The 16,183-nt window shown below is 62.4% G+C and carries 12 protein-coding genes; 7 read left to right on the forward strand and 5 right to left on the reverse strand.

Annotation, left to right across the window (positions count from 1 at the left end; translation table 11 throughout):
• Position 1: 1 nt before the first annotated feature.
• From tssA to JJN09_RS08240, 5 genes are read right to left on the reverse strand one after another with little or no spacing between them, the layout of a single operon-like run.
• The gene (gene tssA, locus JJN09_RS08220) at positions 2-1,084 is read right to left on the reverse strand and encodes a type VI secretion system protein TssA (RefSeq protein ID WP_249486698.1); all 1,083 of its coding nucleotides are present in this window, start codon (positions 1,082-1,084) and stop codon (positions 2-4) included.
• On the reverse strand, positions 1,081-4,902 hold the full coding sequence (locus JJN09_RS08225; protein ID WP_249486699.1) for a type VI secretion protein IcmF/TssM N-terminal domain-containing protein: 3,822 nt from the start codon (positions 4,900-4,902) through the stop codon (positions 1,081-1,083). Before JJN09_RS08225 ends, tssA begins: the two co-directional genes overlap by 4 nt.
• Positions 4,899-5,663, reverse strand: a complete 765-nt coding sequence (locus JJN09_RS08230) for a DotU/TssL family secretion system protein (RefSeq protein WP_249486700.1) — start codon at positions 5,661-5,663, stop codon at positions 4,899-4,901. The genes JJN09_RS08225 and JJN09_RS08230 overlap by 4 nt, the downstream gene beginning before the upstream one ends.
• An 18-nt stretch (positions 5,664-5,681) precedes the next feature.
• Positions 5,682-7,013 (reverse strand): type VI secretion system baseplate subunit TssK, encoded by a 1,332-nt coding sequence (gene tssK / locus JJN09_RS08235; protein WP_249486701.1) that lies wholly within the window; start codon positions 7,011-7,013, stop codon positions 5,682-5,684.
• Positions 7,014-7,059: 46 nt separating this feature from the next.
• On the reverse strand, positions 7,060-7,506 hold the full coding sequence (locus tag JJN09_RS08240) for a type VI secretion protein (RefSeq protein WP_115079969.1): 447 nt from the start codon (positions 7,504-7,506) through the stop codon (positions 7,060-7,062).
• A 228-nt stretch (positions 7,507-7,734) separates the two neighbouring features.
• On the opposite strand from JJN09_RS08240, the gene tssB reads away from it, so the two are divergent.
• The 7 genes from tssB to tssH all read left to right on the forward strand — a co-directional run bounded on the left by tssB (position 7,735) and on the right by tssH (position 16,133).
• Entirely contained in the window at positions 7,735-8,277 is a 543-nt protein-coding gene (gene tssB, locus JJN09_RS08245; RefSeq protein WP_249486702.1) for a type VI secretion system contractile sheath small subunit, read from the forward strand.
• Between the two features lie 29 nt (positions 8,278-8,306).
• Entirely contained in the window at positions 8,307-9,791 is a 1,485-nt protein-coding gene (tssC, locus tag JJN09_RS08250; RefSeq protein WP_249486703.1) for a type VI secretion system contractile sheath large subunit, read from the forward strand.
• A 77-nt stretch (positions 9,792-9,868) separates the two neighbouring features.
• Entirely contained in the window at positions 9,869-10,366 is a 498-nt protein-coding gene (locus JJN09_RS08255; RefSeq protein WP_249486704.1) for an Hcp family type VI secretion system effector, read from the forward strand.
• A 15-nt stretch (positions 10,367-10,381) separates the two neighbouring features.
• A complete protein-coding gene (gene tssE / locus JJN09_RS08260; RefSeq protein WP_249486705.1) occupies positions 10,382-10,825 on the forward strand; it encodes a type VI secretion system baseplate subunit TssE in 444 nt (147 codons plus the stop codon).
• The gene (gene tssF, locus JJN09_RS08265; RefSeq protein ID WP_249486706.1) at positions 10,809-12,602 is read left to right on the forward strand and encodes a type VI secretion system baseplate subunit TssF; all 1,794 of its coding nucleotides are present in this window, start codon (positions 10,809-10,811) and stop codon (positions 12,600-12,602) included. Before tssE ends, tssF begins: the two co-directional genes overlap by 17 nt.
• Positions 12,566-13,591 carry a type VI secretion system baseplate subunit TssG gene (gene tssG / locus JJN09_RS08270; protein WP_249486707.1) on the forward strand — a complete coding sequence of 342 codons (1,026 nt, stop codon included), beginning with the start codon at positions 12,566-12,568 and terminating at the stop codon, positions 13,589-13,591. The genes tssF and tssG overlap by 37 nt, the downstream gene beginning before the upstream one ends.
• 1 nt (position 13,592) lies before the next feature.
• Positions 13,593-16,133 carry a type VI secretion system ATPase TssH gene (gene tssH / locus JJN09_RS08275; protein WP_249486708.1) on the forward strand — a complete coding sequence of 847 codons (2,541 nt, stop codon included), beginning with the start codon at positions 13,593-13,595 and terminating at the stop codon, positions 16,131-16,133.
• Positions 16,134-16,183: the final 50 nt, after the last annotated feature.

The following is a 16,183-nucleotide window of genomic DNA, read 5'->3' on the forward strand; positions in this document are numbered from 1 at the left end:
CTCAAAGCACGCCGAGCAACGTCCACAGCCGCCGCGATTCGGCGTCGGCCGAGATCAACTCGCCGAGCAGTTCGCTCAACGGCTTGTTGCCCCACTCCACCCCGCGCCGGATCAGGTATGGCACGGGGCTGTGAGGTTCGGTGCGGGCCAGGTATTCGGCAATCAGCAGCAATTGCCGATAGGCCTCTTCTCGGCTCGCCGGCTCACGAAAAACCTGCGCCGCCACGGGCGCTTCATCGACCGGTTGCGCCTCCACCACAGGGACTTCGACAGGGGCAACCGGCGCCGGTTTTTGTGGGTGCATGGCGATGAACTCCTGAACCAGTTTCAGCAGCGCTTGAAGGATGTCCTGCAAGGGCTGCAACCCCGGCCCTTGATCGCCCAGATACGTATCGCTCCAGGCGTTCAGGCGCTGCAGGTGTTGTTGGCTCAGCAGCAGGTTGCCCTGTTGGCGTAGCCAGAACGCCAGTGGCGTGGCGCGCACCTGATCGCTGAGTTTCTTTTGTTCATTGCGAGCGGTTTCCGCCGAAGTCTTGGCATTCTTGCTGTCGTTGACCTGTACCTGCTGCACCTGCAAGCGGCGCCAGGTTTCCAGGTTGTATGCCTCGAAATCGCTGTTGTACGAGCCGAACAGCGGCACCCGGGTCAGCAGTACTTCACTGTACCGACGCACCAGCCACTCCAGCGGAATCACCCGCCACGACTGATCGCCCTCCTCGGCTTGCGGGTGCAGTTGTTCGGGATAACGTTCACACAATCCAGCGATCAGCGCCAGACTGCCGGGCAATCCGTCCAGTCCTTGAAGATGCAGCCAGGCCTCGCCGAGCCAGGCGCTGAGCATCAGGTCCTTGCTGCGCTCGATCAGCAACGTCGTGGTGAGTTTTTCCACTTGCGGCCAGTTCGCCTGTTTCAGCGTCGATTGCCAGACCCCGGTCGGCAGGCTCGCATCGTCTTCACGGCGCAGATCACGAATTTGATCGAACTCGCGTTCGTAACGCAGATCCGCACCACACGGCGCGTCCGCGCTGATCGGTGCGAGCAACTGATCGATCAGGTCGGGCAAGGTTGCAGATGGCAGGCTCACAGGCCCTCCTCGCGGGATTCAATGGCGGCAGTGGTGCCGGTCACCTGGAACGGTGAACGCGGCGCCCGGGTCGGCAACGGTGGAATCGACAACGGCAGTTTCGAGCCCTGGCTCATCAGCGACAGACGCACGAACATCCGGGTGAATTCGGTGGTGACGCTGTCGTTGAGCGCGGTGACCGGCAGGCGCAGGGTCAGCGGAAAGTCTGTGTAATCCATGCTCGGCTGACGCTGGACCGAGAAGTGCGCGCGCATCAGCCGCAACAACGACCACGGTCCGCCGTACTCCCAGCCCGCCTCCATGTCCCGCACCACCAGGTTCGGTTGCAGCGGATCGTTCACCGGACGCTCGCGACCGTTGCGCGCCCAGCGCAGGGACAAGCGGATCGGCTGGCCGACCATCCAGCGCAGATTCGGCTGCTCGGCGGCGGGATAGCTAATCTGCTGACTGCCAGCCAACAAGCCGCCGGCGATCACCTGATCGGCACCGCGCTCATCGTCGCGGTCGGTGCGCCAGCGGACGTCCATTTCGACACCGAGAATGCCGCTCTTGTCGCGCACGAACAGCGGGGTCAACCAGAGGCTCGCCTGCTTCAGACGGTTGAGAAAATCCTCCGCCGCCAGACGTTCCGGGGTCTGACTCAGCACCAGCCCGGCCTGGGCCACCGGCAGGCGTTTGTCGATGATTTCCAGAAAATGTTGCACCCGTGCAGGGTCGGCATCCTGCGCCTGCACGCCGTTGGCAAACGGGAAGCGATCGGCCAGGTACTGATTGAAATAGTTGGCCAGCTCATTCCACGCCGCAGCGGCCTGCTGCTGTTGCAGGTACTGGCAGCGCTGCATGGCCGACTGTTGCAACTCCACCGCACGCATCGCCAGAGTGCCGCGCCCGCCCGCCAGATTGGCGGTCTGCAACACCTGCACGCAGGAACCGGTGTCCATGTCGATGAAATCGCGGCTGACCAGTTGCTCGATCTGCGCCGGCGAACTGGCCGGGTTCGAATCCTTGTACTTGAGCAGTTCGTCGTTGAGTGCGCTGAACTGGGTCACCCGTTCGTAATCCAGCGCCGACAGATTGCCCTGTTGAGTCATCAGCCACTGCAACGCCGATGTGCGCCGCTCGGTGATGCCGAGCATTGTGTTGAATTGCTGCTTGAGGCTCAGCTTCAAATCCTGCACATCGCTGGCGCCGTACAGTTGCAGACCGAGGTTTTTCGAACCGTCCCACTGACTGATTTCAGTCCGCCCGCCGAACAACGGCTGTGCGGTGATTTCATCCAGACCGTTGACGAGCTGCGCCATGGCCCGACGGTTCAGCGCACCTTGCAGACGCGCCGCCAGATCGCTGCGATGAACTTCGACAAACGCTTTCTGCAAAGCCATGGCCTGCTCGGCCTGCACGTTGAATACGGCGTAGGGATGCGTCTGGTCATTGTGATCTTTCAGGCTCAACCACATGGCCTGCGCCGCAGCACCTTCAGCAGCTTGCAACAACGCTTCGCGATAGGCCGGAGGAATGCGCGGCAACTCTTCGGCGACATAGCTCTTGTAGCTGCTGAAGTAGTTGAGCGAGGTATTGAGGTCATCGCCATCCACGGTCTGACCTTGCATGTTGACGTTGTCTTCGGTGGCGCGCATGGCGATGGACACGAAGTCACGCTTGAACAGCGCCTGCACCGCGTTGTTGAGTTTCACCACCTGATCCTGCAATGCCAGTTGCCCGCTGCCCTGCTGCACCAGCAAGTTGCCGCGCGAACCGACCTGAGCAATCCACTGATCGCGGAAACTCTGCTGCAACTTGCCCGCCTGGGCATCGAGTTGTTGCTCGACCGCCGGCCCGAGCAACGTGCTCTTGCGCACCTTGTCGAGAAATTCGCGGTAACCCGGCACCAGCTCCTGGCCCTTGCCGCGACTCCAGGTCGAATTGGTCAGGGCGACCGCCGCTTGCAGGTCGTCGATCAGCGCGCGCAGGTCTTCCAGCTCGCTGAGGCTGTTGCCGCTCCCGGCCTCAAGCTGTTCCAGGTGCAGTTTGAGGTAGCCGGCCTTGCTGACAAAGTTGTCGGCCAGGAAATACTGATCGAGCCAGCGCTCCATGAGCCCGTTGAAGTTGCTGACGATCAGCGGCCGCTCGACGCTCAGATCCAGCGCCTGCAAATCACCATTGTCCCCTGCCGCCAACAGCCGATTGTAGTAAGCGGCGTGGGGCACCGTCGCCGCGTTGAGGTTGAGCGAGAGCGCGTTGTTGCTCAGTTGCACCAGATCGTCCAGAGGTGCCCGCTGATTGTTCTGCACCTCAGCGAACAACTGGTTCTGTTGCTCGAGGCGCAGCGCCCGGTCCACCAGGTCCGTGGCTTTCTGGTAGTTCTGCCACTGGGACGGGTCTTCGCTTTCGACGCTGTTACGTCGATCTGTCGTGCGGATCGCCTTGATCTTCGCCAGCTCCGCCACAAGCAACGCATGCAGCGGCTGAACCATATGACGCTGGGCAGCCTGGAACACCGCCCGTTCGATCTTCACGTCCACAGAAGAAATCCACGAAGATGGAAACGCCAGCGACACGTAGTGCCAGTGCGGCGCTTTTTCCAGTACCCGCCAGAAACTCTGCACGTTGCGCCGGGTCGGCTCGACGCGGTGCGCCTCGTCAGTGACCGTGACGTAGCTCTTGTGTGCGCCTTGCATCAGCCGCGCCAGTTCATGGGCATCCTTGACCGACTGGTTCCACACCCAGAACATCGCCAGCGCCCAGACGACACCGACCACCAGCGCCACGCCGGCCGTCAGCCGTTGCCAACGCTGACGCAGGCGCAACAGACGCGGCACACCCAGCGCCAGACCGCGCTCGCCAACCAGGCGCTGACGCCATAACTGACGCATGAACACGCTGCGCTGCAAGCCGCTGTCATCGGCACTGAACCCGTCCAGCGCATCCTCGGACGGTTGGTTGGCGCTGAAATACACACCGCGAAAACATGGCGCCTCGCCCTGCGCGTTGCCCTGGAACACCGGCTCCAGCACGTTTTGCAGACCCCGCCGCAGCGTTTCCAGGCGCTCCGGCAAGGCATACAGGTCAGCACTCAAATGCCCGGACAAGGTGCCGAGCTCAATCACCGCTTCGGCGACGGCACGGTGCAGGCGATCCAGTGCCTGATCACTCCACTGCCCCTGCCACACCGCATCCCGCGCAAAGGGCGATGACCAGCCCAGGGTGCGCTCGCGTGCCTCATCCGGCAGCGCACTGATCAGGTCCTGAAAGCCCGGCAGCTCCTCAAGCCCGGTGACGATCACGTACACCGGCACGCTCAGGCCAAAGCGTTGCAGCAGATCGATGAAGCGTCGGCGCGCCGCAAGCCCCGACTGCGTCGCCTGCTCCAGATTGCCCAGGCGACTGACCGGCACGGTCCAGACCACCCCGTCGAGCGGACGCTTGCTGCGCAGGCGCAGGATCAACCCGAGCAGTCGCCACCAGCCGCCACGTTGCAAATGCATGCCGTCTTCCGGCAGAAACAAACCTTGGGGCACCACCAGCACTGCACCTTCGGGGTCCGACCACCAACGGCCGAACCAGGCCGGTTTGTCGGTAGGTTGCAGGCGCCATTCGGTCACCAGTTGCGTGCCCTGGACCTCATCGCCGAGCATCAGCAACCATGGCAACTGGTAGCGATCGTGAGTGCCCTGCTCTTGCTCCATGTGCCGCACCGCAAGATAGAAGCTGCGGATCGCCGCGCCGCTTCGAGTGCGCAGCCACCACACCGCCACACCGACGATCACCAGCAGCAACAGCACCGCGACCACCCACGCGACGATCATCAAGGTACTCATGAGTCTTGCTCCGGTGCCGCCATCGAGTCGGTGGTTTGCAGCACCGGTTCCAGTTCTGAACGAATGTCACTCCACAAGAACTGGCCGACCCCGGTCAGCAACAGCACCATCGCCAGAATGCCCAACGCCAGACGAAAGCCGTCCGGCAACGCCGTGCGCACAGGCAATTGCAGGGGCGCGGTCAGCGACGGCTGTACCAATCGCTCGCTGACATCGACGTAACTGGCCTCGTCCTGCCAGGCAAAGGTGAACAGGGCCAGCCGCCATTTTTCCAACTGCGCTTGACTGTGCTCGCCACGCAGGCGTCCATGAAAACCGAGGATCAGGCATTGCAGGTAGACGTTGGCGAGGTCACGGGTGGTGGATTGCTGCTCATCGAGAAGGGTTTGAATCGCCGCCGGTAGTTGCTCACCCGCCTGACGGCTGGAATACAGACGTGACTCCAAAGGTTTTTCCTGCCAGGCGCTCTGGCCCGGCCATGGACTGAACAGCAGGGTTTCATCGACCAGCGCAACGAAGGCGTACACCAGCGCCTTGACCTGTTCGGTCGCCGAGTCACCGACCCGGGAAAACGCCGTACGCCACAACCGCTGTGAAGCCTGCGTGGAGAGTTCGACCACGGCTTCGACCAGCGCCGCATCGTCCTCGATGTCCTTGGGCAATTGAGCCCAGTCCAGTTGCCATTGCTGCCACGTCTGACGAAACGCGCTGCTCAACGGTGCGTCCTGCAACCCAAGGTTTGCGGCACTTCCTTGCGACATACGGCGTTCCTTGTGTGATCAGGCACTTTCACTGTTCTGGGCGACAAACAGCACCACTTGCCACGGACTGCTGGTCAACCGGGTGGCCGGCGCGGCGATCATCAGCGGCAATTGAGCGTCGAACCAGTTGCCTTCGGCCGTCACCACAAACAATCGCGTGTCGTCGCCAACGCTGTAGGCCACTTGTTCGTTGCGGCTCATGGCCTGGTGCATAAGGCCGCTCATTCGCTGGCGGCTGAGCAACGCGATGTGCGGCGCCGACGCGATGATCGCGCCGCGCAGCCACTCGCCGGCCGCCTGCTCGCTGGCACCGTTGGGCATGCGCAGACCGATGACCAGCCGCTGACTGGGCTGCTCGTCCGGTAACTGAATGGAAAAACTGTGTTCGGTGCGTTCGAAAGCGATGCTGCGGTAACCGGCGCGAATCAGCTCCAGGGTGGTTTCCAGCCAATCGAGCAGTGGCTCGTAACCACGCTGCAACTCGAAAAAGTCCAGCGGCGCGAACGACGGCACCCCTGCCAATGGGTCCAGCGCCGACCACGCGCCGGCCAGACCGAGCAACTGCACGTACAAACCCTGCGGAGGAGCGATGCGGCTGTTCAGAGAACCTTCGACTTCCGGCAGCCGCGTCCATAACGCGGTCAACTGGCGGCGGATCTCCAGCGCATCGTCCTGATTGCCGGACTGTTGTGCCTGACGCAGGCGCCCGCCGAGGAACAGGCATTTCTCCCGGGCTCGCGCGCAAAGCCCGGCAATCCGACGACCCAGTGGCGACTCCGGTAACAGGACCGGTGTCGGTGGTGTGTAGGGCAACGGCAGGAAACCACCGCCCTCCTTGCGGATTTTCAGCAGTGGCAGGCAGATCGAATCGGCCTTGTTCAGTTGCGTGCACAGACGCGGATTGGGTCGCCACACCGTGATCGATTCGGGAAATTCACCACTGGTGAGGTCCGGCAGCGCTTCGCCGACCACCGATTGCAATCGCCCTTTGAGCGGCAGCAATTGACCGGCACGCCACAACGGACTGATCGCCAGGTACACGGTGACAGTCGCATCGTCGGTTTCGTTGATCGACGGGCCGACATCCAGCTCCAGTGCAGGCCCGACACCCGCCTGCAGATTGACCGGCAAACCGTCGGGCATCGTCCCTTGCAACGACATCACGCGCACCACCCCGGCACTCATCGCCGAAGGGTCGAACTCCATGTGGCTGACACCAAAGAACCACGGATTGCACGCCTGGGCCAGATGCGCGCCGAGCGCTTCGGCCCGCAGGCCCTGCAACTGAAAATGCTGTGGCAACAGTTGCATGCCTTCATGCCAGCAGACCGCGTCAGGTAGCAGACTCATACGACTCCCTTCGACTGCACCGCGAACCGGCGGCGGACGGTGTGTTTCAGTTTTCCTTGCTGACCAGGCTCATCTCGCGGCTATCGAACTTGAGCCATGCATCGCTCTGATCATCCAGCCGCAAGCGGTGCGCTCCGGGTGTGTTATAGCTGGCGAAGACTAAAAGTCCAGCCGCCCGCTTGCCCCCCAGCGGGAAGGGTTGGCGGTCGATGAATTGCCCCGGCACCAGCTCCAGTCCCCATACGCTCATCAGCTGACGGTAGTCGCGCTGGTACTGCTCGCGCCCGGCGAACCACTGCTGGGCGCTGATGCCCGACAGCTGCTTGAGCAAATCCGGATCGTTCACCGCGATGAAATCCACGGCGATCGGTGTGTCGTCATTGGCCTTGGGCGCAACGTCGAGGGTCAAGCTGTCGAGGTCGACTTTCGGCCCGAAGAACGAACAGCCCGCGAGCAACGCAAAGCCGATTGTTAGAAAAAGTCGTGCAGACAAAATGAATTTTCCTTTTCGCGAGTCAGTCCAAAAAAGTTTTTCGCTTGCTTTTTTATAGACCTGTTCTAGCGTCTTGGGTAGTTCGGTTCCTACAGCCGAATGTGGAAGGTTTGTCAAAGGAACGACAGGTCATCTGCCTCCCTTTCTAACCTGTGGTCCAGCAAGGGAAAGCGATGAACGGGCCTCCCCGATGCATTGCGCCCGCTCATCGCATCGGAGTCCGCCGACATGGCAGAAAGCACCCAGCACAAGCTCGACCGGGTTCGCCCGCCTCGAGTGCAAATCACCTATGACGTCGAAATCGGCAACGCCATCGAGAAAAAGGAATTGCCGCTGGTCGTCGGGATCCTGGCCGACCTCTCGGGAAAGCCGCTCGAACCATTGGCAAAACTGACTGAACGACGTTTTACCGAAATCGACCGCGACAACTTCAACGAAGTGCTCGCCTCCATCGCCCCCCGCGCCACGCTGCAAGTCAACAACACCCTCAGCGGCGACGACAGCAAGCTGAACATCGAACTCAACTTCAAACACATCGACGATTTCGACCCGGTCAAGGTGGTGGAGCAAGTCACCCCGCTGCGCCGACTGTTCGAGGCCCGTCAGCGCCTGCGCGATCTGTTGACCAAACTCGATGGCAACGATGATCTGGACAAGCTGTTGCGCGATGTCATCGCCAACACCGAAGGCCTCCAAGAGATCAAATCGGCCCGCCCTGACACCGCTACCCCGGCAGCTGATGCCGAGGCCCCGGCCGAACCGCAAGCCTGATCGTCCACCTGACCGAGGAAGAATTCGCCATGCCCGCCGCCGCCCAGAATCAAGCCAGCGAAAATGCTGCCGCCGAGACTTTATCCCTGCTTGACCGGATCATCGCCGAGGGCCGCATGGCCCATGACGACAGCCAGCAGGACTACGCCCGTGACATGCTCGCGGAATTCGCCACCCAGGTACTCGACGAAGGCATGGCCATCGACAAGGACACCGTGGCGATGATCAACGACCGCATCAGCAAGATCGATGAACTGATCAGTGCCCAGCTCAACGAGGTGCTGCATCACCCGGACCTGCAAAAACTCGAAGCGTCCTGGCGCGGCCTGCACTTGCTGGTGCAGAACACCGAAACCAGCACCCGGTTGAAACTGCGGCTGCTGAACGTGACGCAGAAAGAGCTGCAGAACGACCTGGAAAAAGCCGTCGAATTCGACCAGAGCGCGCTGTTCAAAAAGATCTACGAAGAGGAATACGGCACCTTCGGTGGCCACCCGTTCAGCTTGCTGGTCGGTGACTACACCTTCGGCCGCCACCCGCAGGACATCGGTCTGCTGGAAAAATTGTCGAACGTCGCCGCTGCCGCCCACGCCCCGTTCATCGCCGCCGCCAGCCCGCGCCTGTTCGACATGAACAGTTTCACCGAACTGGCCGTGCCGCGTGATCTGTCTAAAGTGTTCGAGAGCCAGGAACTGATCAAGTGGCGCTCCTTCCGTGAGAGCGAAGACTCGCGTTACGTCTCGTTGGTGCTGCCGCACTTTCTGCTGCGCCTGCCCTACGGCCCGGACACTTCGCCAGTGGAAGGTATCAACTACGTCGAAGACACTAACGGCACCGACCACAGCAAATACTTGTGGGGCAACGCCGCGTGGGCATTGTCGCAACGCATCACCGAAGCCTTTGCCAAGTACGGTTGGTGCGCGGCGATCCGTGGCGCTGAAGGTGGCGGCGCGGTCGAAGGCCTGCCGGCGCACACCTTCCGCACCAGCTCCGGCGACCTGTCGCTCAAATGCCCGACCGAAGTAGCGATCACCGACCGCCGGGAAAAAGAGCTCAACGACCTCGGTTTCATCGCCCTGTGCCACAAGAAGAACAGCGACATCGCGGTGTTCTTCGGCGGCCAGACCACCAACAAATCCAAGGTCTACAACACCAACGAGGCGAACGCCAACGCACGAATCTCGGCGATGTTGCCGTACGTGCTCGCTGCCTCGCGTTTCGCCCATTACCTGAAGGTGATCATGCGCGACAAGGTCGGCAGCTTCATGACCCGCGACAACGTGCAGACCTACCTCAACAACTGGATCGCCGACTACGTGCTGATCAACGACAACGCGCCGCAGGAGATCAAGGCGCAGTACCCGTTACGTGAGGCCCGAGTGGACGTCACTGAAGTCGCCGGCAAACCCGGTGCCTATCGCGCGACCGTGTTCCTGCGGCCGCACTTCCAGCTGGAAGAACTGACGGCATCGATCCGCCTGGTCGCCACACTGCCGCCTCCGGTAGCAGCCTGACCTGCCTGCGCCCGCAGGATTTACCTGCGGGCGCTCCCCCGTTTGACTAGCGCGATAACCTTCAGGAGTTTCAAGCGATGGATGCAATCATTCTCGACCTCGGCGGCGACATCAAAGGCGACAGCCTGCTCGAGGGCTACGCGGACAAGATCGAAGTCATGTCCTACAGCCACAACGTGGCGATGCAGGTGACCAACGACGTCAGCAACTCGGAACGAACTTCCGGCAGACCCCATGTCGGCGAGTTCACCCTGACCAAATTCGTCGACACCTCCACACCGTCCCTCAACGAATACTGCTGCGCCGGCAAACCGATTCCGGAAGCCAAGATCACCATCGGCCGCAACGCTGCCGAAGGCAGCGGCCAACTACTGCCGTTCATCATCTATACCCTGACTAACGTGGTGATCTCCAATGTCAGCGTCAGTGGCGGCACCGGTGGCAAACCGGTGGAAACCCTGTCCCTGAACTTCACCAAAATCAAATGGGAGCTGACAGCACAGAAGGACGACGGTACCAAGGAAGGCACGGCTGCCTCGACCTGGGACCTGGCCGCCAACAAGCTGGTCAGTTAAGCGGACGCCCCGGTCATGGCCGGCACCGGCATCCTTGCGCCATTGTTCGAACGCCTCGCGGCCGGCGAGTCCGACGTCGCGCAGGCGTTCGATCTTCACGGGCTGCTCGACTCGGTGCACACAGAACTGTCGCGCCTGTTCAACACCCGCCGTGGCCCACGAACGCTCACCTCCCCGCCCAGCGTGATCGACTACGGCATCGCCGACTGGAGCGCGCTGCAACAGCAGCGCAGCGATGACCGTCGTCGGCTGGCGCGGGACATTCGCGAAGCCATCACCCATTTCGAACCGCGCCTGCTGCTGGGCGAGGTTCAGGTCAATCCCTTGCCCGCTCAGCCGCAGCAACTGAGCATTCGTCTGGTCGGAGAGCTACGCAGCGGCCAGCAGCACTGGCCAGTGGCATTTGTCATCGAGCCCGGCAACGAAGGGCTGGAGGTACGCCATGAGCGACTCGATTGACCCACAACTGCTCGACTATTACCAACGTGAGCTGACCTGGTTGCGCCACGCCGGCAGCCAGTTTGCCGAGCGCTATCCGAAGGTCGCGCGGCGTCTGGAACTGTCTCCCGGTGAATGCCCGGACCCGCACGTCGAGCGATTGCTCGAAGGCTTCGCCCTGCTCGCGGCGCGCCTGCAACGGCGTCTGGATGACGACTACGCCGAGTTCAGCGATGCCTTGCTGGAGCAGCTCTACCCCTTGGCCGTACGCCCGTTGCCGTCCTGTGCCATCGTGCAATTCGAGCCGGACCCGAGCAAAGGCAAACTTGACGGCGGCTATCCCCTGCCCCGGGACACGCCGCTGTTCGTCACCACCAGCAAGGGCGAAAGCATTCACTTTCGCACCAGTGCCGCCGTGCGGCTGTGGCCGATCGAAGTGACTGAAGCGCTGCTGCTCGGCAGTGACGAAGCTCAGGCACTGACCGGCGTGGCGCAGTCCCGTTCGGCCTTGCGTCTGAGCCTGCGCTGCCTGGGCGAAAGCCAATGGTCCGAGCTGGAGATCGAAAGCTTACGCATTCACCTGGCAGCCTCTCCGGTGATCAATGCCGGTCTCTATGACCTGCTCGGTGCCCATGCGGTGCAGATAGTCGCAGGCTCGCCGGGGAGTATTCCGGCGAAGGTGAAGGGACTGCCGCAGATCGTTGGATTCGCTGACGACGAAGTGCTACTGCCGGACGAAGACGGCGTGCACCCGGGCATGCGTCTGTTGGCGGAATACTTTGCCTTCCCGGAAAAATTCCACTTCTTCGACCTGCCGCTTGCCGGCGTTTCCAGCGACAGCCAGACGCTATACCTCTACATCGTTTTCGACCGTGCTCCGGTCGGCCGATTGCACTTGCAGGCCAGCGACATCGCGCTGGGCTGTGCGCCGGTGATCAATCTGTTCCCGCGAACCTCCGAGCCGTTGCGCCCCGACGGCACCCGTAGCGAGTACCGGTTGATCGCTGACAGCCATCGGGAAAACAGCGTCGAGATCCACAGCATTCGTGGCATGCGCGCCAGTTCCAGCGCCGGTGTGCAACGCCTGCCCGCCTATTACGGCAGCCAGCACAGCGGCGGCGATCAACAGCGTTACTGGCATGCGCGGCGGGTCAGTGGCCAGTCGCCGAACCGGCTCGGTAGCGATCTTTTGGTCAGCGTGGTCGACACCCGTTTTGAACCACAAACCGACCTGCCCGACTACAGCCTCACCGCCGAACTGCTGTGCACCAATCGGTATCTGGCCCAGAGCCTGCCGGCCGGTACGCCGCTGGGGTTTGAACGGCCGGGCCCGGTAGCGTGGGCACGCCTGCGCAATCCGCCGAGCCCGCAGAGTCTGCCGCGACTGGACGGCGATTCGCGCTGGCGGCTGGTGTCGCAACTGACCCTCAATCATCTGTCGCTGGTCGAAGGGCCGCAGGCGCTGGATGCACTGAAGGAAATTCTTCATCTGCATAATCTGCGTGATGAAGCCAGCGCCCTGCGCCAGATCGAAGGCTTGCTGAGCCTCGCTTGCGAACGGGCGATCGGCCACGTCGGTGCCGATGCCTGGCGCGGTTGGCGCAACGGACTTGAAGTGCAATTACAGCTTGATCCGCAGCATTTCGTCGGCAGCAGCGCGGTGTTGTTCTCGGCGGTGCTCGCGCAGTTCTTTTCGGTGTACGCCACGGCCAATCGCTTTGTGCGCACGGTGCTCATGCAGGCTGACAAGGAGATCAAGGCATGGCAACCCCAAGCCGGCATGCCCCTGTCGCTCTGACACTGGGCCAGCGGCTGCGCCGCGACCCACAGGCGTTCGAATGGTTGCAAGCGTTGCTGTTGCTGGAGCGCGAACAGCCGCAGGCCGATTCCCTCGGCTCAGGTACATCGCCGCAGGCCGAAGCGTTGAAGTTGCGCGGGCCGTTGACGCCTGTGTTCGCCGCCAGCCAGATCGAAAGTCTTGAGGAAAAACCGGGTGAACCGCTGACCCTGAACACGCCGATGTTCGGCCTCGGTGGCCCCGACGGCCCGCTGCCCTATGCCTATCAGGAATGGCTGCAACAACGGGCCCGGGCCAAGGATCACGCACCCGCCGAGTTTCTCGACCTGTTCCAGCATCGGCTGCTCAGCCTGCTCTACAAAGTGATGCGCAAACACCGGATCGCCCTCGGGTTTATCACGCCCGGCGCTTCACCGGTGCAGGCGCAATTGCGGGCGCTGACCGGGTTGTTGCCCAAGTCCCTGCAGGAACGCCAGGCGATTCCCGACTGCGCCGTTCTGGCCTGCACTGCGTTGTACGCCGATGGCCGTCGGTCATTGGCGGGGTTCGCAGCCATTGTCCGCGAGCAATTTGCCGTGCCGGTGGAATTGAGCGCCTACGAAGGCGCGTGGCGTGAAATTCCGCCCGCCAGCCGCAGCGTCATGAAGGCTGGCGGACGCAATCTGCAACTGGGTCGCACCGCCGTGGCCGGCACGCGGGTCTGGGATGAACATGCCGGGGTTCGCCTGACGCTCGGGCCATTGTCCTCGGCGCAGGCCGGGCGTTTTTTGCCGGACGGTGAAGCGCACCCGGCACTGGCCAGCCTGGCGGCGCTGTATTTCGGCCCGGACCTGGACGTGAAACTGGTGATGCTGGTGCGCGGCGCCGGGCCGCTGAAACTCGGTCGCCAGACCCCGGCGCTGCTGAGCTGGAACGGCGGTTTGCAACGGCAGGCCAGCCTCACCGTGCAGCGCATCGAAACCCGTCTTCGTCAGCTGGAGATCACCTGAAATGGAACTGGCCAGCCTGATCGGACGCCTCAACCCGGACAACCGCCGCGCCCTCGAACGCGCCGCGCAACGGTGCTTGCAGCGCGGGCATCACTTTGTCGAGATCGAGCATTTGTTGCTGGAACTGCTCGACATCGAGGGCGGTGATTTTGCGTTTCTGCTGCCGCGTTTCGGGCTGGAGCGGGATGCACTGACGGCTGAAATCAACAAGGCGCTGGATCTATTCAAGGCGGGGAGCACCCGCACACCGGCGCTGTCCTCCCACACGCTGGGATTGTTGGAAGACGCCGTGGTACAGGCCAGTGTGCTGGGGGTGGACAGTATTCGTTCCGGGCTGCTGTTGCTGGCATTGATCGATCGCGACGAACGCCGCAGCTTGTTGCTCAACAGTGCTTCGTCATTGTTGCGGATTCCGAAAGAAGCCCTGCGCGCGAACCTGCTGGAGTGGACGGAAAGTTCCCGCGAGCACGTCGGCCCGCGCTCAGTGTCTTCTGGAAATCCTGCGCCGCGACAGGACTCGGTACTGGATCAATACACCCAGGACCTGACCGCCGACGCCCACGCCGGACGCATCGATCCGATCGTCGGCCGCGACGGCGAAATCCGCCAGTGCATCGATATTCTTTTGAGGCGCCGGCAAAACAATCCGATTCTGGTCGGCGCACCCGGTGTGGGCAAAACCGCCGTGGTCGAGGGCCTGGCGCTGCGCATCGCTGCCGGGGACGTGCCGCCCTCCTTGCAGGAAGTCAGTCTGCGGGTGCTCGACCTCGGTCTGTTGCAGGCAGGCGCGGGAGTCAAAGGTGAATTCGAACAACGGCTCAAAGGGGTGATCGACGCGGTGCGCAGCGCCGATAAGCCGATCATCCTGTTCATCGACGAGGCGCACACCTTGATCGGCGCTGGCGGAGCCGAGGGTGGCAGCGATGCGGCCAACTTGCTCAAACCGGCGCTGGCCCGTGGTGAGCTACGCACGTTGGCCGCCACGACCTGGATGGAATACAAGAAATACTTCGAAAAAGACCCGGCCCTCGCCCGCCGCTTCCAGCTTGTGCAAGTGGAGGAGCCGGACGAAATCACCGCCGTGGAAATGCTCCGTGGCGTGGCCGCCAAGCTCGAACAACACCACGGCGTGCTAGTGCTGGATGCGGCGATCCACGAAGCGGTGAAGCTATCGCACCGCTACATCTCCGGCCGCCAGTTGCCGGACAAAGCCATCAGCGTCCTCGACACCGCGTGCGCCCGCGTCGCCCTCGGCCAGCACGACGTGCCGCCACCGCTGGAGAGCCTGCGCCATCGCCAGCAAAGCCTGAAAGAAGAAGTTGAGCGCCTGCGTCGTGAACAGGCCACTGGGCTGGATCACCGCGAGCGCATCACCCTGCTGGAAAGTGAATCGAAGACCAACGTCCAGGCGATCCGTGAACTGGAAACCCGCTGGAGCGAAGAGCGCGTCGCCGTGCGCGAACTCCTCGACACCCGCCGCGAACTGCTCGACCTCAGTGAACGCGCCGACAGTGAAAAACCCGACGAAGCCACCGACAGTCGCATCGACCATCTGGCCGCCGAACTGCTGCGCCTGGAGGCCGGGCTTGATGCGATTCGCCAGGACGATCCGCTGGTGCCCGAGCAAGTCGACAGCAAAACCGTCGCTGCCGTGATCGCGGGATGGACGGGCATTCCGGTCGGCAAAATGCTCGCCGACGAAGCCCACGCAGTGCGCACGCTTGGCCAGCGCATGGGCTTGCGCGTGATGGGCCAAACCACGGCGCTCGCGACCATCGCCCAGCGCCTCCAGGCCTACCGCGCCGGGCTGACCGATCCGCAGAAACCGGTCGGTGTGTTCCTGCTGGTCGGCCCCACGGGTGTTGGCAAAACCGAAACCGCGTATGCGTTGGCCGACGCGTTGTACGGCGGCGAACGCAACCTGATCAGCATCAACCTCTCCGAATACCAGGAAGCCCACACCGTCAGCCAACTCAAAGGCGCGCCGCCCGGCTATGTCGGTTATGGCAGCGGTGGCGTGCTGACCGAGGCGGTGCGGCGCAAACCGTATTCGGTGGTGTTGCTGGATGAAATCGAGAAGGCACACCCGGATGTTCTGGAAGCGTTCTACAACGTGTTCGACAAAGGCTTGATGGAGGACGGGACGGGGCTGGTCGTCGATTTCAAAAACACCGTGATGCTCGCCACCAGTAACGTCGGGGCTGAACTGTTGCTCGACACCCCGGTGGCACACATCGGCTCCGAAGCGTTCAACGAAGCGCTGCACAAAGTCCTCCTGCAAGCGTTCCGCCCGGCGTTTCTGGCACGCATGACGGTGGTCGCGTACCGGCCGCTGGATGAGTCGACCCTGGAAGGGATTGTGCTGGCGAAGCTGGAGAAATTGCGCGGGCGCTACAAGGCGGCGACCGGCAAACAGTTCGAGTTTGATTCGGGAATTGTGAAAGCTGTGCTCGCCAAATGCAGCGCTGCCGGCGCGCGGGATGTCGAGAATGTATTGATGACGCAGGTGACGGGGAAATTGGCGGAATGGGTGTTGGAGTGAGCATATTCACTTCAAGCCTTCGCTCGACTGCCCCTCTGTGCTTGTCCTTA

The sequence above is a fragment of the Pseudomonas sp. HS6 genome, assembly GCF_023375815.1.
Classification (GTDB): Bacteria; Pseudomonadota; Gammaproteobacteria; order Pseudomonadales; family Pseudomonadaceae; genus Aquipseudomonas.

Excerpts from the sequence above, each read along its gene's own strand:
- JJN09_RS08225 (WP_249486699.1), bottom strand. The coding sequence starts at position 4,902 with ATGAGTACCTTGATGATCGTCGCGTGGGTGGTCGCGGTGCTGTTGCTG.
- JJN09_RS08230 (WP_249486700.1), bottom strand. The coding sequence starts at position 5,663 with ATGTCGCAAGGAAGTGCCGCAAACCTTGGGTTGCAGGACGCACCGTTG.
- tssK (WP_249486701.1), bottom strand. The coding sequence starts at position 7,013 with ATGAGTCTGCTACCTGACGCGGTCTGCTGGCATGAAGGCATGCAACTG.
- tssB (WP_249486702.1), top strand. The coding sequence starts at position 7,735 with ATGGCAGAAAGCACCCAGCACAAGCTCGACCGGGTTCGCCCGCCTCGA.
- tssC (WP_249486703.1), top strand. The coding sequence starts at position 8,307 with ATGCCCGCCGCCGCCCAGAATCAAGCCAGCGAAAATGCTGCCGCCGAG.
- JJN09_RS08255 (WP_249486704.1), top strand. The coding sequence starts at position 9,869 with ATGGATGCAATCATTCTCGACCTCGGCGGCGACATCAAAGGCGACAGC.
- tssE (WP_249486705.1), top strand. The coding sequence starts at position 10,382 with ATGGCCGGCACCGGCATCCTTGCGCCATTGTTCGAACGCCTCGCGGCC.
- tssF (WP_249486706.1), top strand. The coding sequence starts at position 10,809 with ATGAGCGACTCGATTGACCCACAACTGCTCGACTATTACCAACGTGAG.
- tssG (WP_249486707.1), top strand. The coding sequence starts at position 12,566 with ATGGCAACCCCAAGCCGGCATGCCCCTGTCGCTCTGACACTGGGCCAG.
- tssH (WP_249486708.1), top strand. The coding sequence starts at position 13,593 with ATGGAACTGGCCAGCCTGATCGGACGCCTCAACCCGGACAACCGCCGC.